The 22,800-nt window shown below is 69.0% G+C and carries 19 protein-coding genes and 1 pseudogene; 9 read left to right on the plus strand and 11 right to left on the minus strand.

Features of this window, described 5'->3' with window-relative positions; all coding sequences use genetic code 11:
* Nucleotides 1-18 precede the first annotated feature (18 nt).
* Nucleotides 19-384: a hypothetical protein gene (locus STRNI_RS25205; RefSeq protein WP_277412056.1), complete on the plus strand. Its 366-nt coding sequence runs from the start codon at nucleotides 19-21 to the stop codon at nucleotides 382-384.
* A 59-nt stretch (nucleotides 385-443) separates the two neighbouring features.
* Here the strand turns inward: STRNI_RS25205 and STRNI_RS25210 are convergent, their stop codons facing one another.
* The 3 genes from STRNI_RS25210 to STRNI_RS25220 all read right to left on the minus strand — a co-directional run bounded on the left by STRNI_RS25210 (nucleotide 444) and on the right by STRNI_RS25220 (nucleotide 1,920).
* On the minus strand, nucleotides 444-719 hold the full coding sequence (locus tag STRNI_RS25210) for a DUF397 domain-containing protein (protein ID WP_277412057.1): 276 nt from the start codon (nucleotides 717-719) through the stop codon (nucleotides 444-446).
* Nucleotides 720-863: 144 nt separating this feature from the next.
* Nucleotides 864-1,082, minus strand: a complete 219-nt coding sequence (locus STRNI_RS25215; protein WP_093636704.1) for a DUF397 domain-containing protein — start codon at nucleotides 1,080-1,082, stop codon at nucleotides 864-866.
* Nucleotides 1,063-1,920: a helix-turn-helix domain-containing protein gene (locus STRNI_RS25220; protein ID WP_018091090.1), complete on the minus strand. Its 858-nt coding sequence runs from the start codon at nucleotides 1,918-1,920 to the stop codon at nucleotides 1,063-1,065. Before STRNI_RS25220 ends, STRNI_RS25215 begins: the two co-directional genes overlap by 20 nt.
* 187 nt (nucleotides 1,921-2,107) lie before the next feature.
* On the opposite strand from STRNI_RS25220, the gene STRNI_RS25225 reads away from it, so the two are divergent.
* Nucleotides 2,108-2,323: a hypothetical protein gene (locus STRNI_RS25225; RefSeq protein ID WP_109890301.1), complete on the plus strand. Its 216-nt coding sequence runs from the start codon at nucleotides 2,108-2,110 to the stop codon at nucleotides 2,321-2,323.
* Nucleotides 2,324-2,674: 351 nt separating this feature from the next.
* Here STRNI_RS25225 and STRNI_RS25230 read toward each other — a convergent pair whose 3' ends face one another.
* Both STRNI_RS25230 and STRNI_RS25235 read right to left on the minus strand, forming a co-directional pair.
* On the minus strand, nucleotides 2,675-3,427 hold the full coding sequence (locus STRNI_RS25230) for an alpha/beta hydrolase (protein WP_277412058.1): 753 nt from the start codon (nucleotides 3,425-3,427) through the stop codon (nucleotides 2,675-2,677).
* Between the two features lie 32 nt (nucleotides 3,428-3,459).
* Nucleotides 3,460-3,825 carry a hypothetical protein gene (locus tag STRNI_RS25235; protein ID WP_266449999.1) on the minus strand — a complete coding sequence of 122 codons (366 nt, stop codon included), beginning with the start codon at nucleotides 3,823-3,825 and terminating at the stop codon, nucleotides 3,460-3,462.
* 189 nt (nucleotides 3,826-4,014) lie between these two features.
* On the opposite strand from STRNI_RS25235, the gene STRNI_RS25240 reads away from it, so the two are divergent.
* Entirely contained in the window at nucleotides 4,015-5,814 is a 1,800-nt protein-coding gene (locus STRNI_RS25240) for an ABC-F family ATP-binding cassette domain-containing protein (protein ID WP_277412059.1), read from the plus strand.
* A 9-nt stretch (nucleotides 5,815-5,823) separates the two neighbouring features.
* Nucleotides 5,824-6,145: pseudogene (locus STRNI_RS41665) on the plus strand (IS701 family transposase); the annotation flags it as partial.
* A 542-nt stretch (nucleotides 6,146-6,687) separates the two neighbouring features.
* Here the strand turns inward: STRNI_RS41665 and STRNI_RS25245 are convergent.
* The 3 genes from STRNI_RS25245 to STRNI_RS25255 all read right to left on the minus strand — a co-directional run bounded on the left by STRNI_RS25245 (nucleotide 6,688) and on the right by STRNI_RS25255 (nucleotide 12,549).
* Nucleotides 6,688-11,439 (minus strand): putative T7SS-secreted protein, encoded by a 4,752-nt coding sequence (locus STRNI_RS25245; RefSeq protein ID WP_277412060.1) that lies wholly within the window; start codon nucleotides 11,437-11,439, stop codon nucleotides 6,688-6,690.
* A gap of 64 nt (nucleotides 11,440-11,503) precedes the next feature.
* Nucleotides 11,504-12,121, minus strand: a complete 618-nt coding sequence (locus STRNI_RS25250) for a hypothetical protein (protein WP_109890287.1) — start codon at nucleotides 12,119-12,121, stop codon at nucleotides 11,504-11,506.
* Nucleotides 12,118-12,549 (minus strand): SseB family protein, encoded by a 432-nt coding sequence (locus STRNI_RS25255; protein WP_277412061.1) that lies wholly within the window; start codon nucleotides 12,547-12,549, stop codon nucleotides 12,118-12,120. Before STRNI_RS25255 ends, STRNI_RS25250 begins: the two co-directional genes overlap by 4 nt.
* Nucleotides 12,550-13,034: 485 nt before the next feature.
* On the opposite strand from STRNI_RS25255, the gene STRNI_RS25260 reads away from it, so the two are divergent.
* Nucleotides 13,035-13,757 carry a response regulator transcription factor gene (locus STRNI_RS25260; RefSeq protein WP_159488017.1) on the plus strand — a complete coding sequence of 241 codons (723 nt, stop codon included), beginning with the start codon at nucleotides 13,035-13,037 and terminating at the stop codon, nucleotides 13,755-13,757.
* A 209-nt stretch (nucleotides 13,758-13,966) separates the two neighbouring features.
* Here the strand turns inward: STRNI_RS25260 and STRNI_RS25265 are convergent, their stop codons facing one another.
* Both STRNI_RS25265 and STRNI_RS25270 read right to left on the minus strand, forming a co-directional pair.
* Nucleotides 13,967-14,275 carry a hypothetical protein gene (locus tag STRNI_RS25265; protein WP_159488018.1) on the minus strand — a complete coding sequence of 103 codons (309 nt, stop codon included), beginning with the start codon at nucleotides 14,273-14,275 and terminating at the stop codon, nucleotides 13,967-13,969.
* A gap of 29 nt (nucleotides 14,276-14,304) precedes the next feature.
* Nucleotides 14,305-15,975, minus strand: a complete 1,671-nt coding sequence (locus STRNI_RS25270) for a sodium:solute symporter family protein (RefSeq protein WP_277412062.1) — start codon at nucleotides 15,973-15,975, stop codon at nucleotides 14,305-14,307.
* Between the two features lie 222 nt (nucleotides 15,976-16,197).
* Here STRNI_RS25270 and galT point away from each other — a divergent pair, with 222 nt between their 5' ends.
* The 4 genes from galT to STRNI_RS25290 all read left to right on the plus strand — a co-directional run bounded on the left by galT (nucleotide 16,198) and on the right by STRNI_RS25290 (nucleotide 20,563).
* Nucleotides 16,198-17,316 (plus strand): galactose-1-phosphate uridylyltransferase, encoded by a 1,119-nt coding sequence (gene galT / locus STRNI_RS25275; RefSeq protein ID WP_277412063.1) that lies wholly within the window; start codon nucleotides 16,198-16,200, stop codon nucleotides 17,314-17,316.
* The gene (gene galE, locus STRNI_RS25280) at nucleotides 17,313-18,287 is read left to right on the plus strand and encodes a UDP-glucose 4-epimerase GalE (protein ID WP_018091076.1); all 975 of its coding nucleotides are present in this window, start codon (nucleotides 17,313-17,315) and stop codon (nucleotides 18,285-18,287) included. The genes galT and galE overlap by 4 nt, the downstream gene beginning before the upstream one ends.
* Nucleotides 18,287-19,522 (plus strand): galactokinase, encoded by a 1,236-nt coding sequence (gene galK / locus STRNI_RS25285; RefSeq protein ID WP_277412064.1) that lies wholly within the window; start codon nucleotides 18,287-18,289, stop codon nucleotides 19,520-19,522. The genes galE and galK overlap by 1 nt, the downstream gene beginning before the upstream one ends.
* A gap of 270 nt (nucleotides 19,523-19,792) precedes the next feature.
* Nucleotides 19,793-20,563, plus strand: a complete 771-nt coding sequence (locus tag STRNI_RS25290) for a response regulator transcription factor (protein ID WP_109890274.1) — start codon at nucleotides 19,793-19,795, stop codon at nucleotides 20,561-20,563.
* Between the two features lie 208 nt (nucleotides 20,564-20,771).
* Here the strand turns inward: STRNI_RS25290 and STRNI_RS25295 are convergent, their stop codons facing one another.
* A complete protein-coding gene (locus tag STRNI_RS25295; protein WP_277412065.1) occupies nucleotides 20,772-22,766 on the minus strand; it encodes a beta-galactosidase in 1,995 nt (664 codons plus the stop codon).
* Nucleotides 22,767-22,800: the final 34 nt, after the last annotated feature.

Below are 22,800 nucleotides of genomic sequence, written 5' to 3' on the forward strand. Positions count from 1 at the left end.
GTGACAAGAGGGGATGACATGTCGCAGACCGAGGGCGCACGACTGTTCCGGGAAACCTGGATTGCGGGAGTGCATCAGCACTTCCCCGGGGAGCCGAAGTCCGGCTACGTCACTCCGTGGGCCGACACCCCGCAGTGGGAGCGCGAGGCCGCCGGGTCGGTCTACGAGCAGGTGCGCCACTTCATCGAGATCAGCGACGGGCGCACGTCCAGGCTGTCCCGGGAGCAGAAGGGCCGCTTCATCGCGACCTGCTGGACGGCCCAGATGTTCAAGCACTTCGACGACCCAAAGCCGGGCTACGTTGCGGACTGGCCCGACCTTCCGGCCTGGCAGCAGGAGACCGACGCCGACATCTTCGAGGCGATTGAGAAAGCGCTGAACTGACCACGCAGAAGCGTGCCTTGGTAGCCAGCGGCTGGAAGCGTTCAAGCACCCGGGAGAGTTCAGACGCTCGGGAGGTCGGTGTCCTTGACGGCGGAGATGAAGGACGTCCAAGCGGCGGCCGGGAAGACGATCGCGGGGCCGTGTGGGTCCTTGGAGTCGCGGACGGGGACGATGCCGGGGAGGTCGTCGACGACCTGGACGCAGTTGCCGCCGTCGCCGTTGCTGTACGTGCTCTTGCGCCAGCGGGCGGCCCCGGGGAAGCCCTCGGCGACCTCGAGACAGTTCCCGCCGTCGCCGTTGGTGTAGCTGCTCTTGCGCCAGACGGCGGTTCTCAAGTCAACGTGGCTGTTTGCCATTTCGGTCATCCCCTGCCGCTGCTTCGACCCCCGCAACGGAAGCCTGCCCGCCCCGCGGGGCCACAACGCGGCGGGGCGGCATTCTCGCGGTCTCGCCCCGCGCCCTCGGGTGTTCGGGTGAACTCAGATGCCCGGAAGGTTGGTGTTCTTGACGGCAGAGACGAAGGATGACCAGGCGTTGGCCGGGAAGACGATCGTGGGGCCGTGCGGGTCCTTGGAGTCGCGGACGGGGATGATGCCGGGGAGGTCGTCGACCACCTCGACACAGTCCCCGCCGTCGCCGTTGCTGTAGCTGCTTTTGCGCCAGGCGGCCGTGCTCAAGTCAATGTGGCTGTTTGCCATTTCGATAATCCTCAGCCGCTTTCTCGATCATGGCGAGGGACGCCTTCGGCGGCAGCGCGGCGGCCCTGAGCCAATCGTATGCCTTGCGGTACTTCTGCACGAGGGCCGGATCATCGATCGTGTCACCGCTGTACTGCGATTCCAGGTAGGCCAGTGGCGGAGCATCCGTAAAGGTCATGATCTTGGTCAAGCCCACCACCATGAGGGGATGCGGTCCGCAGTTCCACGGAAGGATCTGTGGAACGATCCGGCGGCTCCGTGCCAGGGCTGAGATGTGGTCTAGCTGGTCGGCCGCAGCGTCCGGCGGAATGATCGGGTGGCGCAGCAGCGACTCGTGCAGGATCGCCCAATACTCTGGAGTCTTCTGGTCGCCCTCGAACAGACAGGCACGGGCCATGGAGGCTTGGACCTTCTCGTCCACCTCTGCGTCGGACGCCAGCGGATGCGCCGCCTGCGCCACTGCTCGTGTGTACGGCTCGGTCCGCAACAAACCAGGAATGACGGTAGGGGACCACTCCTCGATGCTTGCCGCGTACTTCTCCGCCTCCAATACGCGCTCGAAGTACTCGGCATGGCCTGTCCGCCTCGCCTTCCGCACGTCCTCGCAGCGCCGTCGGAAGAAGCCATCGGTCTTCAGCGTCTTGTCCACGTGCTCGGCCAGCTCCGCCGGCATCCGTCGTTCGCCGCGCTCGATCTCGCTGAGGTGGCTGGGGCCGTAGAAGCTTCCCTCAACCAGCTGCTGGAGCGTGAGGCCGGCCAACTCCCGCTGGTAGCGCAGCTCCTTGCCGTAGAAGGTCGGAACTCCCGCCGACCCGTCGATGTCCTTGCGTCGTGCCACGGTTCACCGCCGTACGTGTAGCTGATTCACAGTGATTGCGGACGGGCCCCGGCGGTTCCCACATTTCCACCACGTCACACCGCGCATTCCCCGGACCGCGCCCGGGAGCCCAAACCCCTTTCACGCTACGCCGCGTCACCTCACTCTGTAAGCGGTTCGTTGCTATGCGTACAGAAAGGCGGGGTCCATGCCCCTCGATCGCTCCCTCCCCGACGACGTACACGAAAGCGCAGAAGAGCTGCGCACCGCGCTGAAGGACCACGGCATCACGCTGCCGTCGCTCGGCGTCGATCTGCCGGGCTTCGCGGGCGTCTACGGCGTCTCGCTGGTGGCCCTCGGTAACTGCAATGCGGCGACCGCACGCCGCCTCGCCGAGGTCCTCCGCAAGGCGGCCGCCCGTTGAACGGACTGCCGGGCCTCGCCCGAACAACCCTCGGAATGCTGCTGAGTTGGTTACTTCCGGGGCGGGGCGGCCATCGGGCGAGCAGTAGTACCGGTGCCCTCTCGCCCATGGCCTGGTTGCCGGAGGCTCCGGCGCGGCGGCGCCTCGTATTCCTCCGGCGACTGCCGCCCGAACTGCTCCCGCTGTGCGACGAGGACGGCCGCCTCGTTCGGCCGTACCTCCCTGCCTCGACGCGGCATCCCGTGGATCAGGACGCCCGGCGCCGGGAGCTGGAGGAGGCTGTACGGAGGCTCAACTCCTGGTCGTCCGGCGGGGGCGGCCGCCGTTGACACACCACGAGGGGCCGAAGCGTTACGCCGCGCCCCCGCCCCCGGCAGCCTCGGTCAGCACCTCGGCCACCGCCCGCCCCGCCCGTACCGCATGCTCGGCAGTCGTAGGGACACAGCGGTCCGTCGCCGGGTCGTACGCGGTCATGATCACGCCCGCGTGGTCGGTGTCCGGCTCCTGGAGGGGCACCGTCCGGCCCGCGGCCCGCAGCGCCTCGGCGAGGTCGCGGGAGTACCGGGCCTCCACGACGGGGTCGCGGCTGCCGTGGACGAGGTGAACCGGTACGCCAGGCTCCCGGCCCGCGTCGAGATCGGCCAGCGGCGCGGCCCCGGTGGTCCGCGCCTGCAGGTCATAGCGGCCAGCCAGACCCACCACCGCCCTCGGCCGCCACCCCTCCACGCTCTCGGGCCGCAGCGCGACGCCGAGCGCGGCCCCGGCCCCCGCCGACCAGCCCGCCAGCACGAACGACTCCCCGTCGCCGCCCAGCCCGCCCGCTTCCTTGCGGGCGAAGGCCAGGGACTCCAGCAGATGCGCCCGGCCGCCGTCCGCGGCGTCCGAGCGCCAGTCCGGTACGAGCACCAGGAGTCCGTGCGCCGCCGCCGTACTGGCCAGCGGCTCCAGGACGTCCCGTTCGTCGGGGCCGATGCCGTGCCAGAGCAGTACGGTCGGCGCCGGCCGGGGCGCCTCGGCCGGACGGTAGACGTCCAGCTGCTTGCCGCTCGGTCCGTAGACCAGCCCGCGTTCCGTCTCCACTGTCGTGCCCATGTCCGGTGCCATGACGGCACGTTACATCGCGGGCGCGCGGCGCCTCAGGCGCCCGCGATGCCCAGCGACACCACCCAGGACACGACCAGCACACACGGCGCCGCCACGAGGCAGCCCCAGCCGGCCGCGCTCCTGCTGCCCATGCCTACCACCGCAAGGAGGGCGGCCACGAAGGCGGCGGCGACCGGCAGGCCGCCGACGATCTGCTGGGCGCCCGCAGAGCAGATCATGCGGGCGTCGCCCTCGTTGCAGCTGTCGCTCGCCATGACCAGCAGCGGCGCGAACAGTCCGGTCACCCCGGCGAACGCCAGTATCAGCAGGCCGATGAAGATGCGGCCCACGACGGAAGCCCTCACCGACTGTGCCTCGTCGCGCACGGGAAGGGCGGTAGGCGCCTCGTCGTTGATCATGCGGCCCACGCTAGGCCCGCCGTCCGCCCCTGCCATCAGTACGGCTACTCATCTCCCGGTACTCATCTCCCCGCACTTATCCACAGGTATTTGTCTCCCGGCGGACCTCCGCCGCACGCCGACTAGGCTGGGGAGATCGATCGATCTGGAGTGCAGGTCGGAAGCGCAGGTCTGAAGTGCAGGAGTGAGATGGCCGTCAACCTCGTCAATCTGGAAGCCGTCGGCAAGGTCTACGGGACCCGTGCCCTGCTCGACGGTGTCTCGCTCGGCGTCAACGAGGGGGACCGGATCGGCGTCGTCGGGCGCAACGGGGACGGCAAGACCACCCTGATCCGGATCCTCGCCAAGCTGGAGGACGCGGACAACGGCCGGGTCACCCACAACGGTGGGCTGCGCCTCGGCGTCCTCACCCAGCACGACTCCCTCGACCCGGCCGCCACCATCCGGCACGAGGTCATCGGCGATCTCGCCGACCACGAGTGGGCCGGCAACGCCAAGATCCGCGACGTGCTGACCGGTCTCTTCGGCGATCTGCACCTGCCGGGCTTCATCCAGGGCCTGGACACCGTCATCGGCCCGCTCTCCGGTGGTGAGCGCCGCCGTATCGCGCTGGCCAAGCTGCTGATCGCCGAGCAGGACCTGATCGTTCTCGACGAGCCCACCAACCACCTCGACGTCGAGGGCATCTCCTGGCTGGCCGGGCACCTGCGGGCCCGCCGCTCCGCGCTCGTCGTCGTCACCCACGACCGCTGGTTCCTCGACCAGGTCTGTACGCGGATGTGGGACGTCCAGCGCGGCGACGTCCACGAGTACGAGGGCGGCTACAGCGACTACGTCTTCGCCCGGGCCGAGCGGGAGCGGATCGCCGCCACCGAAGAGGCCAAGCGGCAGAACCTGATGCGCAAGGAGCTGGCGTGGCTGCGGCGCGGCGCCCCCGCCCGTACCAGCAAGCCCCGCTTCCGCATCGAGGCCGCCAACGAACTGATCGCGGACGTCCCCCCGCCCCGCGACAACGCCGAACTGATGAAGTTCGCCAGCTCACGCCTCGGCAAGACCGTCTTCGAGCTGGAGGACGTCAGCGTCCAGGCCGGGCCGAAGATCCTCCTCAAGCATCTGACCTGGCAGCTGGGCCCCGGTGACCGGATCGGCCTGGTGGGCGTCAACGGCGCCGGTAAGACCTCGCTGCTGCGGGCGCTGGCCGACGCTACCCGCACCCAGGGCGAGGCACAGCCGGTGGCCGGCCGGATCGTGGTCGGCAAGACCGTCAAGCTGGCCTACCTCTCCCAGGAGGTCGGCGAACTCCCCCCGACGCTGCGGGTGCTGGAGGCCGTCCAGCAGGTCCGCGAGCGGGTCGACCTGGGCAAGGGCCGGGAGATGACCGCCGGCCAGCTCTGCGAGAAGTTCGGCTTCACCAAGGAGAAGCAGTGGACGCCGGTCGGCGACCTCTCCGGCGGTGAACGCCGCCGCCTCCAGATCCTCCGCCTCCTCATGGACGAGCCCAACGTCCTCTTCCTCGACGAGCCCACCAACGACCTCGACATCGAGACCCTGACCCAGCTGGAAGACCTCCTCGACGGCTGGCCCGGCTCCCTCATCGTCATCAGCCACGACCGCTACTTCATCGAGCGCACCACCGACCGCGTCCACGCCCTCCTCGGCGACGCCACGCTGCGAATGCTGCCGCGCGGTCTGGACGAGTACCTGGACCGCCGCCGCCAGGTCATCGAGGCCGCGACCCCGGCCCCCGCCCCGCAGACCACTGCCCCCAAGAAGGCCGCCGCCGTCAACCGCGCCGCCCAGAAGGAACTCCAGAAAATCGAGCGCCAGCTGGACAAGCTCGGCGACAAGGAGACCAAGCTCCACGCTCAGATCGCCGAAAATGCCACCGACTTCGAAAAGGTCGCGGGTCTCGACGCCCAGCTCCGCGAACTGAGCGCGGAGAAGGATGAGTTGGAGATGCGGTGGTTGGAGTTGGCGGAGGAGGCGTAGGGCGTGGGGTGGCTCATCTTGCGGGTCCGGCTCGCTGGGCGCCGCCCGAATCCTGCTCCCAATGGTGTCACCGGCCGGCGGTGGCTGGTCGGCCAATGGCCCGAAGGCGACGACGAGCCGGCCAAGTACTGGATCTCGAACCTGCCCGCCGACCTCCCCGCCCGGGATCTGTTCCGCCTCGCGAAGCTTCGCTGGCAGATCCAGCACGACTGCCGCGAGTCGAGGACCACACTGGGTCTCGACCACTTCGCGGCTGGCACCGCCACGTCACCCTCGTCACCACCTATTCCTGACCGAACAGCTGACCTGCCCAAAAGCCCCTGCCAGGGCCTGGCCCTCTGCCAGGCCCCCTGGACCTCCTCAATCACCTCGCGGCCACCTGGACAGCACATGCCCCACCTGCCAACACCCCCCATGGCAGCCCTACGACACCACCTAACAAAGCCCTACTAGGGGCTGGCGTAGGCGCGGAGGCCGGGACACGGATCTGGTTCCATCGGTGCCTCGGCGGGGTCGAAGCATTACAGGTTTTCCAGATCCGGCCTGGCGCCACACCCGAAGTCCGTCAGCCTGTGGACGTCCGGCCAGTGCCGCTTTGGGAAGTCTTTTCAGGCCACCGAACGCCGCACTGACTCGCTTCCTGTCATTTCCCTTCAAGGCGCTCTAGATTACTCCAGAGCGGGGGCATGTTGAACCTTTCCATGTATTCTTCAAGGAATTGGAATGGAGGGATGTTCGAGGGCTCGGAGCCGTCTTCCCAGACCGTGTCGCACTCTTCACACACCTTAAATGTATCGGAATTGCCGATGATGCGGCATGTGATGACCCACCCTTGTTCGCATCGAGGACATTGAAGCATTTCTTTAACCTGTTTCATGCTTGAGGGAATGCGGTTATGACTTTTCCAGTGCCCGGTATTACGACGATTCGTAGATTCCTTTCTCCTGCAGTTCCGACCACGCGCCCCATGGGGACCACGTATTTTGCGGGATCATTGGGATCTGGCGCCCCACGCTTTGCCCAACCCTCGTCGATTAGCCTCAGAATATCTTTTTGTTCAGGATTCTTGAAGACGCTGTGCGCGGGCTTGGATGGGTCGGGTGCAGCATGCTCCATCACATGAGACAAGCGGTGGCCGTGTGAAGATCCAGGGCCATAGATCAGGCCGCCGGGAGATTGAAACCTGTTCCCGCCGAGGTCGGTGAAACCTTCAGGTACGCAGGGTGTTAGCCCAAGCGGGTCGATTATCCCGGTGGGATTGTGTGCATAGGTCACCGGGTTTGGTGCGGGCGTCAAGCCAATTGGGTCTGGCGTGAAATAGCGAGCTGTGGTGGGGTCGTAATGGCGAAAGTAATTATAGTGGAGTTGTGTTTCGGTGTCGAAGATTTGCCCCGGAAAGCGCAGGGGGGTGTAAGCGGTCGCTGCTGCGTTCCATATGGTAGTTCCCCACAGGGTGGCTCGCGACTGCCATGTGGTTTGGCCTGACTCAGTCACCAACTCTGTAGGAGTGCCAACAAGGTCGGAAATAATCGCGAAGAAGCGCTGCTCTATGGCCTGGTCGGGGATATTGGAGAACTCGGCAACTCTGACCTTGCGTTCAGTTTGACTAAGTGGCGTCAAGTGCTCGTGATCCCACGTGAGCGTGATCGCCTCTTGGGCGCCTTGGGCGTATGTGGTTTGTTCTATGAGTGTGTGGCCGTCCCACGTGAAGTCAGTTTGCTCGATGGCGGTTGTACCGTCGACTGCGAGGCGTTGTTTGGCAATTCTTCGGGCGAAGGGGTCATAGAGGTAGCGCCAGGTGGTGCCGTCGGGCGTGATGACCGAGGTGAGGCGGTCCTCTGCACTCCAGATGTAGTGCCAGGTATCCGGTTTGCGGGAGAGGCGGGTTTTTTGGCGGAAGGTTACGCGGCCGAGAGGGTCGTGTTCGTAGCGGATGGCGCCGGCTTTGGTGATGCGGGTGCCGGTGTACGTGCGGTCGCCTCGTGCTGAGGGGTTGGCGTGGCGGTCGGGCCAACGGGCATGGGTTTGGTTGCCCGCTTCGTCGTAGGTGTAGGTCTCGGTCCAGTCGGCGGCGTGGACGGCGGTGACGCGGCCTGCGCGGTCTAGGCCGAAGGTGCGGCGGCCAGTGTGGGAGTCGTCGATCGCGGTGAGATTGCCGTCGGGGCGGTAGGCGTAGCCGCGGTGCAGGACCTGCTGTGCTTCGGCAGCGGCGTTTGATACTGGGGCGGTCGTGGCGGGGGGCTGGAGAGTGCCGGTGGCTGCTGTGGTGAGGGACTGGGTGGCGAGGCGGCCGGTGGGATCCCAAGTGTGGGTGAGCTGGAGATGGTCGCCGATGGTCCGGGTGAGTTCTTGGCCGGCTGCGTCGTGGTCGAAGGCCAGGACGTGGCCGGCGATGTCCATAGCCGTGCGGTTGCCGGCGGCGTCGTAGGCGTAAGTGGTGGTGTGGCCGGTGGGGGTGGTGCGGGAGGTGCGGCGGCCCAGGGCGTCGTAGGTGAACGTCATGGTGCGGCCGTTGACGATTTCGGCGGTGACGCGGCCCAGGATGTCGCGGGTGTAGGTGACGGTGGCGTCCGGGTTGGCCGCTTGTTGCAGGTTGCCGCTGGTGTCGTGGACGTAGGTGGTGACGAGACCGGCGGCGTCCTTGTGTGTGATGCGGCCGAAGGTGTCGCGGGTATAGGTCGTGACCTCGCCCAAGGTGTTGGTGCGGGTTACGAGTTGGCCTGCGGCATCGTGAGTGTAAGTGAGGACGCGGTCGTCGAAGTCGGTCTCGGATATGAGGCGGCCGGAACCGTCATAGGTGTAGTTCCAGGTCAATCCTTGGGGATTGGTGACCTGCGTGAGGCGGAGTTCGGTGTCGTGGGTGAATTCGTGGCGGACGCCGTCGGGGTCGGTGCGGGCCGTCAGCAGGTCGAAGTGGGTGTATTCGAAGCGGGTGGTCTGGCCGATGGCGTCGGTGTGGGTGAGGCGGTTGCCCTCGCCGTCGTAGGTCCATTCCTCTGCGGCGCCGGTCGCATCGATGCGGGCCGCCAGCTTGCCTTCGACGGTCCACACCATGTGCGTCGTCTCGCCGAGCGGGTCTGTGACCGAGGTCGTGCGGCCGAAGGCATCGCGGCGGTAGTGGGTCACCGCGCCGAGGGGGTCGGTGACCGAGATCGGCAGGCCCGCTTTGTCGCAGTAGAGACGGGTGATGTTGCCCAAGGCGTCGGTGACGGCAGCGATGTGGCCGCGCTCGTCGTGGGTGTAGGTGGTGGTGGCCCCAGTGGGGTCGGTGGTGGCCGTCCGGTTGCCGTCGGCGTCGTAGGTGTGGGTCCAGGTGGTGCCGTCCGGACCGGTGGTGGTCAGGGGCAGGCCGAGGTCGTTGTAGGTAGTGGTGGACCGGCTTCCGTCCGGGAGGACGACGCTCACCGGGCGGCCCTCGTCGTCGTAGTCGATGTGGGTGGTGCGGCCCAGGGGGTCGGTCGTCGACAGGACGCGGTGTTTGGCGTCGTGGACCGTGCGGGTGGTGGCGCCCGTGGGGTCGGTCTCCGCGACGATCTGGTGGCGTTCGTTGACCTCGTAGCGGGTGACGCCGCCCTGGGAGTTGTGGAGCAGGTTGGTGCGCAGGCCCGTTACGGGATCCGGGTCGCCCCACGTGAACTGGGCGCGGAGGTGGCCCGCAATGCCGCCCTGCGAGGTGCAGCGGTCATCGTCGTCGTAGACGTAGGTGTAGCTGCTGTTGTTGGTGTCCGTCCAGGACGTGATCCGGCCGTGGTCGTCGTAGGTGAAGCGGAGGGGGAGGCCGGAGGAGTTGGTGGTGGTGATGAGGTTGCCGGCGGTGTCGTAGCCGTATGTCATCAGCAGTTGGTCGGAGCCGTCGGGGGCCGCGCCTGCGAGGTGGAGGGCCGTGATGCGGCCCTCTTCGGTGGTGAGCAGGAGGCGGTAGCCGGCGCTGTGGGTGATGGCGGTGGGGGTGCCGTCTTCGGTGTAGTCGAAGGTGTGGTGGTTGCCGCGGCGGTCGGATATCTCGTCGAGGACGGCGAGGTCTTCGGTGTAGGTGGTGAAGTAGCGGCGGATGCCGGTGACCGGGTCGGTGAGGAGGTAGTCGCCGTCCGGTGTGCGCTCCAGGGGGTGGCCGTCGCCCTCGGTGGGGAGGGTGGGCACGCCTACGGCCGGGTGTGGGTAGAGGAGGAAGTTGCCCTCCTCGCCGATGAGGATGACGCCCTCGGCGTCGATTTCCAGGCGCTGGTCGACGGTGCTCATCCACGTCGGGCCGAACCAGCGACCGGTGCGGTAGGACGACTCGAAGGTGCGGGTGAAGGTGAGCGGGAGGCTGCCGGGGAGGGTGATGTCGGTCTGCGGCAGGATCATCCGGCCGGTTGCCATGTCGATGGGGTCGTTGCCGAAGATCTTGCACCAGGCGGTACGGGCCCGGTCCATGATGGTGCGCTTGCCGCCTTGCTCGACGGCTGTCCGCGCGGCCCCCTTGACCGCGTCCTTCGCCCCCGCCTTCATCACGCCCTTGCCGACGGCGCCGACGCCCTTGGCGCCGATGAGATTGCCGATGACGCCGCCAAGCGCATCCCCGGGGTCGCTGCCCCAGCCTTCGCCGAGCATCCCCTTGGCCAGGCGACCGGGGTGGGCGGCCGTACTGGCCAGGCCTAGCGTGATCTTGGAGACGTTGGCCATGTACTGATGGGGGTGGGCGAGGTTGTACGGCTCCAGCGGGTTCACCATGCGGCCCAGGTTGACCGTTTCGACCAGGGCCTTGCCCACACCGCCGACGACGTGCATCAGGTTCATGCCGCCGGCTGCGATGCCGTCAGCGGCGTCGAGAGCCGTCTCAGTGGTGAACTTGGGTGCCTGCGGGGCGTGTTCCAGTGCGTTCTTGAGGGCGTGCTGTGCTTTCTCCGCGGCCTCGTTGCGCTCGCTGCGGGCGTTTTTGAGGATGTCCTGCGCCGCCTCGCGATCCTGGTCAGCGGGGTCGTGGAAGTCGCCGGGCTTGTCGGGCTTGGGTCCCGGGTCGGAACCCTCGTCCCGTGCGGCGTTATATGCGTCTGCCTTGGCGTTGTACGTGTCGACCGCGTGGCTGTACGCCTTGAACGCCTTCATGGTCTTCTTCTCGGCCGCGCGCCATGCGTCGATGGCCGCCTGAGCCTTCTTCTGCGCCCAGGAGACCGTATCCGCGTAGGAGTCGAGGGCCTTCCACGCCGCCTCACAGGCGTCCGCGGTGCGCATCCACTGTTTGGGGTGTACGTCGAACTTCTCGTGGAAGCTGTCGGCGGCCTTTCCCTTCCACGATCCGGCGTCCAGTTTGCGGATTCCCTGGCCGACGCGTTCGAAGGCGGCGTAGAAGTCCTTCAGGTGCGCGGCGGATTCATTGATCTTCGCGACGTCGCCGTGGATCAGCTCCTTGGGGTCGTCGCTCTCACCCAGCTGCCGCTCAGCGACCTGCGCGCCCAGCGCATCGGCGACGTCGTCACCGGCCGAGCGGACGGTCTTGGCCGCGCCGTCCGCACCGACGTAGTCGAGTGCATCGGCGGTCATGTCCGTGGCGGAGTCGACGGCCTCGCCGGCCGCCTCCTTGACGCCATCGACGGCGTTGCCGGCCTTCTCGGCCGCGGAATTGATGAGGTCGCCGAGGCCCATCAGTTATTAACCCCCAGTGGTGCTGTGCAGCAGTGGATGTGCGGTGGTGCGGTGCAACGGCGTGTCAGGACCCGTTGTGGTCGTTGGCCTGCGCCGGGGCGTCACGGTCGTCTTGAAATGGCCGCAGAGCCCAGTTGTGGTCCTTGTCGCCCGCCCACTTGGACGTCGCGAAGTCCTCGCCCGTCTGCTGTGCAGCCTGGTCGACTTCCTGAAAGGCCTTGCGGGATCTGGCGGAGTTGGGGTCCCAGTCCGCGTCGTCGAACTGGGTGATTGCGTTGTCGTCGCGGACTTGCTTCCACGTCCGGTGCTTGAGCTGTTCCTCCGTCATGGTCGGGTCGCCCATCAGCAGCGCATTCGCCCCGACCTTGAGCGTGGTCGAAACATACTGCTCCTGCTCGTGATAAAGCCCGGCCGTCAAATCAAGACGGCGCGCGAATTCGTTGGCTTCATGGATGAGCAGGCGAACGCCCCAGCCCCAGCGTTCACAGAAGTCATCGAATACGGAACTCATGCCGGCGTGCCCGCTCTCCATGCCGGAGAGGGCCAGCTTGTCGAATCCCTGGCCGAGCTGGGCGTTGGTGTCGAAGCCCAGCTCCTTCAGTTCCGCGATCGAGTCGTGGATGCCCTTGGTGACCTGCTTCAGGGCCGTCGGATCGAGTTCGTAACCCTCGGCGGACGTCATGCCGCACCCCCGGCCACGGGTGCACCAGGTCCGCTGTCGGCCTGGCCCGGCTCGATGAGGTCGATCGCCGCTGAGTCCGGCACGATGCCACTGACCGGCGGAAACACCATCCCCTGCTCACTTCCCGCGTCGAGCACCACGCCCGCCGGCCCCTCGATGGCGGGGATGACGACGTCCAGGAGACGCGCGCCGACCGCGCGGGCGTAGGACAGCTCGGTCTCGGGAGCGGCGCCGCGGGACGCCGCGAAGCGAGCCAGTTCCTGTTCGTCGGAGAAGGCGTACAACCAGCGGATACCGGACAACTCGGCCGACATGAGGGAGTCGTTGATGAGCGGTATCAATACCGGTGTCCGGCGGAACTCACCCACCAGTGCGGCCGGATTCGGTTCCCCTGCGTGTGCTGCCGCTACTTCGTCGGCCAATGACATGACGGCCGGCTCCCTCCCCGACTTCAGCTCAACTGTCGAACCCACTTTCGCATACGGCACTGACAATGCAGGCAATGACGCTCCGCCGGAAAACCGGCCACTGGTTTCTTTTGAGTTCAACCAATTTGGAGTGGGGTGGAGTTCGAAGAACGGCGTTGGCGGGTGACGCGCTCGATGTGGCGACCGAGGCTGCTTGCCATGGGTGGCGCCTGAGGGCGGACCGTCTCAACTCTGCGCGAGAGCCGCTGGGTTACGCCGTTACACCCTCTGCGCCCCGTGCATCGGCAGAGCCCGGTCCGCGCGAGCCCCCGCCCCCACTCCCTCGCGAGCACGCCAACCAGCCCCGAATGGCCGGGATTCCAGCATTCCGGGGGGCTTCTTCCCGGTAGGGGGCGCGCTATCGCAGCCGAGCGTGTAGCTTCCCGGGGACAAGCGGCCCGGCCGGGGGCTGCGCCGGGGCCCGCCGGAGCGGGGGAGGTTGCTCGATGGGCGTGCGGCTCATGGTGGTCGACGATCATCGTCTGCTCGCGGAGGCGCTCGCCTCGGCGCTGAAACTGCGCGGGCACCGGGTGCTGGCGGCGGCCGCGCCGAGTGCGGGGGCCGCGGAGCTGGTGGTGAGCCGGGCGCCCGAGGTGTGTCTGCTGGGTACCGCCGCGCCCGCCCGGCCGGGGGCCTTCGACCCGGTCGTACGGATCAAGAAGGAGCGGCCGCAGGTCGCGGTGGTGGTGCTGGGGCCGGTTCCCAGCCCGCGCGGGATCGCCGCCGCTTTTGCCGCCGGGGCTTCCGGTTACGTCCGTAATGACGAGCGGATCGAAGGTGTCGAGCGCGCCATGATGAAGGCGCGGGCGGGGGAGTCGGCGGTGTCGCCGCAGTTGTTGCAGCAGGCCTTCGAGGAGTTGCTGCACCCCGCGGCGCAGCCGGACGACGAGGGGGCGCGGCTGCTGGAGCTGCTCACCCCGCGGGAGGTCGAGGTGCTGATGCGGGTCGCGGACGGTGAGGACACCCGCCTGATTGCGGCGGGGATGGACATCGCGCCGAGTACGGCGCGTACGCATGTGCAGCGGGTGCTGATGAAGCTGGAGGTGGGCTCCCGGCTGGAGGCCGCCGCGCTGGCGGCGCGTACGGGGCTGCTGGACCGGGCGGGCGGCCGTGGCGCGCGCGGGGCGGCGGGGGCGGGGTCGGACGAGCCGGTGCCTCCGCCGCGTTAGTCGCGCCCAGTCCTGTGCGGTGGCGGGACCGACCGGATGAGCTGGCGCCGCCCTCGCGTTAGCCGTGCTCAGCCCTGCGCGATGGCGGTACGGGACGAGCCGCCCCCGCGGTAGCCCGGCCCAGCTCAGCCCCGCGCGGCGACAGAACCGGACAAGCCGCCCCCGCCCCGCCCCCGCGACACCCCCCTCAGCCCATCACGCCCCCGCACTCACCCCTCCCCACCCCCACCCCCACTCCCGTCCGCCAACTCCTCAGCCGTAGGCGGAACCGCCGGTCGTAGCTTCATCCAAACCAGGAAGAACAGGCCGAGGGCGAGCATGCCCAGGCCCGTCCACAGATTGATGTTGATGTTCTGGGCCTTCTTGAGGTCCGCGTCGGTCGCCATTACGCCGGCGATGGTGACGATCACGCCGTAGACGACGAACAGGCCGCCGATGATGCGCCGTACGTCGAAGAGCCGCGCGGCGGTCGCCGATTCGCGCTCCAGCTCCGCGACCTCGTGCTGGTAGTCACTCATGGTGCGTCAACTCCGCTGGTTCAGCAGGTTCAGAAGGAGAACGGGATGTAGCAGAGGGCGGCGAGGATGATCGCGCCCCAGCCCAGCAGGGCCGGCTTGCGGTACCAGGCGTCGTCGCCCTCGGCGGGCAGCTCCTCCATGCCGGGGGAGCGGGTGCCGTAGACCAGGCCGGCCAGGGATTCGACAGGCTTGGGCTTGGTGACCATCGTGACGACGAACATCACGAGCGCGCCGACGACGAAGGCGACGATGGAGGAGACGAAGTTCGCGCCCTGGTCGGAGGGGATCGCGATGATGCCCTGCTTGTAGAGCCAGAAGTAGTTGACCATCGCGGCCACGGTGCCGGAGAGCAGCCCCCAGAAGCCGGCCGCGGCGCTGGTCCGCTTCCAGAACATGCCGATGATGAAGACGACGAACAGCGGGACGTTGAAGAACGAGAACAGCGTCTGGAGGTAGTTCATGATGTTGCTGAAGCTGGCGGCGATGAACGCCGTGCCCATGCCGGTCAGCACGCCGACCGCGGTGACCACCCGGCCCGTCTTCAGGTAGTAGGCGTCCTCCCGGCCCTTCTTGAGGTACGCCGCCCAGATGTCGTTGGTGAAGACGGTGTTGAAGGACGAGACGTTGGCGGCCATGCCGGCCATGAAGGCGGCGAGCAGACCGGTCACCGCGATGCCCAGTACGCCGTTGGGCAGCAGGTCCCGCATCAGCACCGGGATCGCGTCGTTGTACTGCAGCCCGTCCTTGGACTTGCCCAGCGTCGGCTCCATGACCAGCGCGATCAGACCGGGGACGACCACCACCAGCGGGATGAAGATCTTGGGGAAGGCGGCGATCAGCGGGGTGCGCTTGGCGGCGGAGAGGTTCTTCGCGGACAGGGCGCGCTGCACCTCGGCGAAGTTGGTGGTCCAGTAGCCGAAGCTCATCACGAAGCCGAGGCCGAGGACGATGGTGAGCCAGTTCGCGCCGAGCGGGTTGCCCTCGCCGATGCCGGTGCCCTTCCAGGCGGTGAGGAAGGCGTCCCCGTGCGAGGACGTGAGCGAGTCGGTCAGTCCGTCCCAGCCCCCGACGCGCTTGAGGCCGACGACGGTCAGCGGTATCAGCGCCGCCAGGATGACGAAGAACTGCAGCACCTCGTTGTAGATCGCCGAGGAGAGACCGCCGATGGTGATGTACGCGAGGACGAAGAAGCCCGCGACGACGATCGCGACCCACTGCGGCCAGCCGAGCAGCGCCTGCAGCACGATCGCCATCGCGTACAGGTTCACGCCCGCGATCAGTACGGACGAGACGGCGAAGATGACCGAACTGAGCAGGTGCGAGGAGGGGCCGAAGCGGTGCAGGAGGAATTCCGGCACCGAGCGGACCTTGGAGCCGTAGTAGAACGGCATCATCACCAGGCCGAGGAAGACCATCGCCGGGATGGCGCCGATCCAGTACCAGTGGACGGTGTAGGCCCCGTACTGCGCGCCATTGGCGGCCATACCGAGGATCTCGGTGGCGCCGAGGTTGGCGGCGACGAACGCGAGACCGGTGACCCAGGCAGGCAGTGACCGCCCGGAGAGGAAGAAGTCCAGGCTCGTCTTCACGCTGCGTTTGGCCGCGAATCCGATGCCGAGGACGACGACGAAGTAGAGGGCCAGGATCGTGTAATCCAGCCCGTTGGTAGGGAGCCGTAGCCCCTCGGCCAGGGTGATCATGGTGGGTACTCGCTTCTTTGCGCGACCGGAACGCACAGAAAGCTACGCCCGGGCCCTCAGAAACTGAATACTTTTGTTTGGTTGAGTTGTTGATCTGTGATCGGGCCTGTCGATATGTCGTATATGCCCCTGGGGTATCCCGTGCTGTGCCCAGCGTTGACGCCGCTGTTGAGTTGTGCTTCATTGTGTTTGTTTGTGTTTGGTGGGCGTGTGAGGAGCTCCGTGAAGAAGACGACGACCCGGCTGGCGGACGGCCGGGAGCTCATCTACTACGACCTGCGCGACGACGCCGTACGCGACGAGCGGGACCACCGCCCCCTCGACCCCGTCGCCACCGCCTCCGAGATCAGGCACGACCGGCTCCTCGGCGACTCGGTCGCCATCGCCTCACACCGCCAGGCCCGCACCTACCACCCCCCGGCCGACGAATGCCCGCTGTGCCCCTCCCGTGACGGCCGGCTCTCCGAGATCCCCGCCCCCGACTACGACGTCGCCGTCTTCGAGAACCGCTTCCCCTCCCTCGCCGGCGACAGCGGCCGCTGCGAGGTCGTCTGCTTCACCCCCGACCACGACGCCTCCTTCGCCGACCTCAGCGAGGAGCAGGCCGCCCTGGTCCTGGAGGCCTGGACCGACCGCACCGCGGAACTGTCCCAACTCCCCGGTGTGGAGCAGGTCTTCTGCTTCGAGAACCGCGGCGCGGAGATCGGCGTCACCCTCGGCCACCCGCACGGCCAGATCTACGCGTACCCCTTCATCACCCCGCGCACCGAGCGGATGCTCACCTCGCTCGCCGCGCACCGCGAGGCCACCGGCGGCAACCTCTTCGACGACACGGTCGCCGACGAACTGGCCGACGGCCGCCGGATCGTCCTGGAGGGCGAGCACTGGGTGGTCTTCGTCCCGTACGCCGCCCACTGGCCCTACGAGGTGCACCTCTACCCCAAGCGCCGGGTCCCCGACCTGCTCGCCCTCGACGAGGCCGCGCGCACAGAATTCCCACAGATCTATCTGGAAGTCTTGCGGCGCTTCGACCGGATCTTCGTCGGGCGGGACGGTGGGAAAGAAGCCGGGCGGGACGGCGGGAAAGAAGGGGAGGGGGCGAGCCGGGGGGCCCGTGCGGCCGGCGCCGCGCGCACGCCGTACATCGCCGCCTGGCACCAGGCGCCGCTGCGCGCCGGGCGCCGCGAGGACTTCGCACTCCACCTTGAGCTTTTCACCATCCGCCGAACTTCCGGCAAGCTGAAGTTTCTCGCGGGTTCCGAATCCGGCATGAACGTGTTCATCAATGATGTGCCGCCGGAGGCCGCGGCCGAGCGACTGCGAGAGGTAGCGAGCGAGTGAGCAAGAAGTACCTGGTCACCGGTGGTGCGGGATATGTCGGCAGCGTCGTTGCGGCACATCTGCTGCAGGCCGGCCACGAGGTCACCGTGCTGGACGACCTGTCCACCGGCCACCGCGAGGGCATCCCCGCCGGAGCCCACTTCATCGAGGGCCGCATCCAGGACGCGGCGAAGTGGCTCGACCCCTCCTACGACGCGGTGCTGCACTTCGCCGCCTTCTCCCAGGTCGGCGAGTCCGTCGTGGACCCCGAGAAGTACTGGCGCAACAACGTCGGCGGCACCATGGACCTGCTCGCCGCGATGCGCGACGCCGGTGTCCGCACCCTCGTCTTCTCCTCCACCGCCGCCACCTACGGCGAGCCGGCGTCCACCCCGATCACGGAGTCCGCCGAGACCGCGCCGACCAGCCCGTACGGCGCCAGCAAGCTCGCCGTCGACCACATGATCAGCGGCGAGGCCGCCGCCCACGGCCTGGCCGCCGTCTCACTGCGCTACTTCAATGTCGCCGGCGCCTACGGCAGCTGCGGCGAGCGCCACGACCCCGAGTCGCACCTGATCCCGCTCGTCCTCCAGGTCGCCCAGGGCAAGCGCGCGGCGATCTCCGTCTACGGCGAGGACTACCCCACCCCCGACGGCACCTGCGTCCGCGACTACATCCACGTCGCCGACCTCGCCGAGGCCCACCTCCTCGCCCTCGACGCCGCCACCGCCGGTGAGCATCTGATCTGCAACCTCGGCAACGGCAACGGCTTCTCCGTCCGCGAGGTCATCGAGACCGTACGCAAGGTCACCGGGCACCCCGTCCCGGAGGTGGCCGCCCCGCGCCGCGGCGGCGACCCCGCCGTGCTGGTGGCCTCCGCGCAGACCGCCGTCGACCGCCTCGGCTGGCGGCCCGCCCGCGCCGACCTCGCCGGCATCGTCGCCGACGCCTGGGAGTTCGCGCAGCACCTAGAACGGACGAAGGAGTCCTGATGACCGCACACGGAACCGCGGCCCCGGCCACCGGGCGCGGCCGGCACACCGCCGGGCAGTTCGCCGCGGTGTACGGCGCCGCCCCCACGGGCACCTGGGCGGCGCCCGGCCGGGTCAACCTGATCGGTGAACACACCGATTACAACGACGGTTTCGTGATGCCGCTCGCCCTGCCGCACACCACCCTCGCCGCCGCCTCGGCCCGCACCGACGGGGTGCTGCGGCTGCACTCCGGCGGCGCCGACGGCGGCATCGTCGCACTGCGCCTCGACGAGCTGCGGCCATGGCCCGAGACGGCCTCCGGGGCACTGGAGACGAGCCGGGGCGGCGCCCAACGCAGCGGCGGATGGGCCGCCTACCCGGCCGGCGTCGTCTGGGCGATGCGGGAGGCCGGCCTCCCCGTCGGCGGCGCGGATCTGCACTTCGAGAGCACGGTGCCCACCGGCGCCGGACTCTCCTCCTCCGCCGCCCTGGAGGTCGTCACCGCGCTCGCCCTCAACGACCTGTACGCGCTCGGCCAGGAGCCGCAGCGGCTGGCGCAGCTCGCCCAGCGGGCCGAGAACGCCTTCGTCGGGGTGCCCTGCGGGATCATGGACCAGACCGCAGCGGCCTGCTGCACCGAGGGCCACGCCCTGTTCCTGGACACCCGCGACCTCACCCGGCGCCAGGTCCCGTTCGACCTGACGGGGGAGGGCCTGCGGCTCCTCGTGGTCGACACCCGGGTGAAGCACGAGCTGGGGGACGGCGCATACGCGGAGCGGCGCGCCGGCTGCGAGCGCGGCGCGCGGGCGCTCGGGGTGCCTGCCCTGCGCGACGTGCCCTACGCGCAACTGCCCGAGGCGCTGTCAGGGCTGGCCGGAGACCCCGTCGTCCAGGCCCTCGTCCGGCACATCGTCACCGAGAACCACCGCGTCGAAGAGGTCATCACCCACCTCGACGCGGGCCGCACCCGCGCCATCGGCCCGCTGCTGACGGCCGGCCACGCCTCGCTCCGCGACGACTTCAAGATCTCCTGTCCCGAGCTCGACCTCGCCGTCGACTCCGCGCTGGCGACGGGCGCCCTCGGGGCCCGGATGACCGGCGGCGGTTTCGGCGGCTCGGCGATCGTGCTCGTCGAGGAGGCGGACGCCACGGCCGTGAGCGCGGCGGTCACCGAGGCGTTCGCGGCGGCCGGCCATGCCGCCCCGCGGATCTTCGAGGCCGTCGCGAGCGCGGGGGCGCACCGCGTCGAGTAGGGCGCGCCGGACGGCGTGAAGCCACCGGACAGGCGCCGAACAGCCCGGCGGGGGAAGCAGTTTCGCCAATCACCTTCCCTCGCCGCACCCCGTCCGTACGCTGGGAGCCTGCACCGGTGGGGGCCGGTGCCGATCAGGGGGCGAGACCGTTCGGGTACGGCGCCCGGGGTGGGGTAGCAAAGTCGGCACGGCGGCGGCCGTGCGGCTGAGGCGATCTTCAACTCGGGCGCCGTGCCCGCTATGGTCCGTTCACCGAGACAGGGGGTCTCTGTGCAACGCATCCGGGTTCTGGTGGTCGACGACCACCGCATCTTCGCCGAATCCCTGGCGGCCGCGCTCGCCGCGGAACAGGACGTGGACGTCGCGGCCGCGGGCAGCGCCCCCGCTGCCCTGCGCAATCTGGACCGGGCGGCCACCGACGGCCACCGCTTCGACGTGCTGCTCGCCGACGCCGACCTCGCCGCGCCGCTGCTCGCGGTGCCCGCACAGGGAGCCGCCCGCGACACCGTGCCGCGCGCCGTGCCGCGGGACGGCATCGCGCTGGTCTCCGGCCTGCGCACCAGCCATCCGTATCTGCGCACCGTCGTCCTCGCCGACCGCGACGATCCGCGCCGCGCGGCCGCCGCCCTGCAGGCCGGTGCCTCCGGCTGGGTCGCCAAGGACTGCTCGCTCTCCCGGCTGCTCGCCGTCATCCGCGGTGTCCTCCGCGACGAGACGCATCTGCCGCCCGCGCTGCTGACCGGTGTGCTGCGGGAGCTGACGGCCGCCCGCAAGCACCGTTCGGAGAGTGAGCGGCTGGTGGAGTCGCTGACCCCGCGCGAGCGTGAGGTGCTGCGGTGCATGGTGGCGGGCCTGGGCCGCAAGGCGGTCGCCGAGCGGCTGTTCCTCTCGCCGCACACGGTCCGTACCCATATGCAGAACGTGCTCGGCAAGCTCGGGGTGCACTCCACCCTCGCGGCGGTGGCACTGGCCCGCCGGGCCGGCGTCGGCCCGGTCGAGCTGGAGGCGGCGGCCGCGGCGGCCTCGGTGCCGGTGCCGTGAGCGGCACGGGACCCGGGGGACGGCTGGGGGCCTGAGCCCGCCGCGGGCTCCTGGCGCCGGTCCGGCGGATCGGGGCAGGGACCCGGCAGGCCCTACGGCTCCGCCACAGCACGGGCACGTCCCCGGCAGGCCCTATGGCTCCTCACAGCACGGGCACGCCCCGGCGCGCTCTACGGCTCCGTCAGCACGGCCACGCACCCGCCACGCCCTACGGCTCCGTCAGCACCGCCACGCCCCGTGCCCCCAGCGTGATCCGGTCGACGGCCCCGGCCCCGGCCGTGCCGCGCGCCGCGAGCGCATCCCGCAGCGGCGCCGGCAGCCCGACCTCGGCCGCCTCCGTCCCGTGGTTGAGGAGGAAGAGATAGCGTCCGCCGGCGCCCTCGCGGACGGTGGCCTGGACGCCCGCGGGCAGCCCCGGCAGTACGGGCTCCACACCGGCCGCCGCGCGGACCTCGTCCAGCAGCGCCCGCATCAGCGCCGGTTCGAGCCGGGTGGCGACGTACCAGACCGTGCCCCGCCCGTAGGAGTGCCGGGTCACCGCGGGCCATCCGGCGAGCTCCCCGTCCGTGAAGTGGGCGAGCGCCTCGGCCCCTTCGAGGTCCAGGGCCTCCGACCACAGGTCCGCCTGCCCCGCGTAATCTCCGTCGACAGCCACCGACCGGCCCGCCTCCAGCGGCCAGAACTCCGCCACCCGCAGCCCCAGCGGCGCCCGCAGCGGCGCCGGGTAGCCGCCGGGGTGCACCCGGTCGTGCGCGTCGACGATCCCGGAGAAGAACGACACCAGCAGCTGCCCGCCGTCGCGTACATAGGCGGCCAGCCGCTCGGCATCCCGCGTGGTGAGCAGATACAGGTTCGGCGCCACGACCAGCCGGTAGCCGGACAGGTCGCGCTGCGGCGGCAGCACATCGCAGGCCACACCCGCCTCGAACAGCGGCCGGTAGTGATCCAGCGCGATACGGGAGTGGTCCAGCGCGGTCGACGGTTTGGAGTCCAGCTCCAGCGCCCACCAGCTGTGCCAGTCCGCCAGCAGCGCCACCCCGGCCCGTGACCGGGTCCCCTCGATGCCCGGCAGTGACGCCAACTCCCGTCCCAACTCCGACACTTCACGGAAGACGCGGGTGTCGGTCCCGCCGTGCGGCAGCATCGCCGAGTGGAACTTCTCCGCGCCGCCCAGGGACTGCCGCCACTGGAAGAACAGCACCGCGTCCGCGCCCTGGGCGACGGCCTGCCAGCTCCACAGCCGCATCGCACCGGGCGGCTTGGGACCGTTGCGGGGCCGCCAGTTGACCGCGCCCGGCGCCTGTTCCAGCAGCATCCAGGGCTGCCCGGAACGCGCCGAGCGCATCAGGTCGAAGACATATCCGGCCCGGACGTGATCGTCGGGCACATGTGGATCCTGGTAGAAGTCCAGCGCCATCGCGTCCATATGGGACGACCAGGCGAAGGCATCGACCGGCTTGTGCTGCGGCATCAGATTGGTGGTGGCCGGAATTCCCGGGGTGACACGTTCCAGCACCGCCTTTTCGGCCAAGTAGCAGGCGCGCAGTGCCTCGTCACCGAAGCGTAGATAGTCCAGCTGCTGTGCGGGGTTGGGGAAGGTGGGCGCGGTGCGGGGCGGCAGCACCTCGTCGAAGTCGCCGTACGCCTGTGACCAGAAGGCCGTCGACCAGGCGGCGTTGAGCGCGTCGACGCTCCCGTACCGCTCGCGCAGCCAGCGCCGGAAGTCGTCGGCCGACACCTCGCAGTAGCAGTGGCGGGTGTGGCAGCCGTATTCGTTGCCGATGTGCCACATGGCGAGCGCGGGGTGGCCGGCGTAGCGGATGGCGAGCTGTTCGACGAGGCGTACGGCGTGGGCGCGGTAGACGGGGCTGGAGGGGCAGTAGTGCTGCCGGGCGCCGGGCCAGCGCCGCCGGCCGTCGGCGTCCTCGGGCAGGATCTCGGGGTGCGCGCGGGAGAGCCACGGTGGTGGTGAGGCGGTCATGGTCGCCAGACAGACGGCGATACCGGCGCCCGCCAGCCCGTCCATGACCCGGTCGAACCAGCCGAAGTCCCATGCCCCGGGCCGGGGTTCGACCTTGGCCCAGGAGAAGATCCCGGCGGTGACCAGGGTGACACGGGCCGCCTTCATCAGCTTCAGATCCTCGGCCCACACCTCCTCGGGCCACTGCTCGGGGTTGTAGTCGCCGCCGAAATGGATGCCCATGGATCCCCCTACGGATCGAGGCCCGGGCGGGGCG

Origin of the sequence: Streptomyces nigrescens, assembly GCF_027626975.1 — a bacterium.
Lineage (GTDB): Bacteria > Actinomycetota > Actinomycetes > Streptomycetales > Streptomycetaceae > Streptomyces > Streptomyces nigrescens.

Coding starts and splice junctions, on each gene's coding strand:
- STRNI_RS25205 (WP_277412056.1), top strand. CDS start 19: ATGTCGCAGACCGAGGGCGCACGACTGTTCCGGGAAACCTGGATTGCG.
- STRNI_RS25215 (WP_093636704.1), bottom strand. CDS start 1,082: ATGGCAAACAGCCACATTGACTTGAGCACGGCCGCCTGGCGCAAAAGC.
- STRNI_RS25225 (WP_109890301.1), top strand. CDS start 2,108: ATGCCCCTCGATCGCTCCCTCCCCGACGACGTACACGAAAGCGCAGAA.
- STRNI_RS25230 (WP_277412058.1), bottom strand. CDS start 3,427: ATGGCACCGGACATGGGCACGACAGTGGAGACGGAACGCGGGCTGGTC.
- STRNI_RS25235 (WP_266449999.1), bottom strand. CDS start 3,825: ATGATCAACGACGAGGCGCCTACCGCCCTTCCCGTGCGCGACGAGGCA.
- STRNI_RS25240 (WP_277412059.1), top strand. CDS start 4,015: ATGGCCGTCAACCTCGTCAATCTGGAAGCCGTCGGCAAGGTCTACGGG.
- STRNI_RS25245 (WP_277412060.1), bottom strand. CDS start 11,439: ATGGGCCTCGGCGACCTCATCAATTCCGCGGCCGAGAAGGCCGGCAAC.
- STRNI_RS25250 (WP_109890287.1), bottom strand. CDS start 12,121: ATGACGTCCGCCGAGGGTTACGAACTCGATCCGACGGCCCTGAAGCAG.
- STRNI_RS25255 (WP_277412061.1), bottom strand. CDS start 12,549: ATGTCATTGGCCGACGAAGTAGCGGCAGCACACGCAGGGGAACCGAAT.
- STRNI_RS25260 (WP_159488017.1), top strand. CDS start 13,035: ATGGGCGTGCGGCTCATGGTGGTCGACGATCATCGTCTGCTCGCGGAG.
- STRNI_RS25265 (WP_159488018.1), bottom strand. CDS start 14,275: ATGAGTGACTACCAGCACGAGGTCGCGGAGCTGGAGCGCGAATCGGCG.
- STRNI_RS25270 (WP_277412062.1), bottom strand. CDS start 15,975: ATGATCACCCTGGCCGAGGGGCTACGGCTCCCTACCAACGGGCTGGAT.
- galK (WP_277412064.1), top strand. CDS start 18,287: ATGACCGCACACGGAACCGCGGCCCCGGCCACCGGGCGCGGCCGGCAC.
- STRNI_RS25295 (WP_277412065.1), bottom strand. CDS start 22,766: ATGGGCATCCATTTCGGCGGCGACTACAACCCCGAGCAGTGGCCCGAG.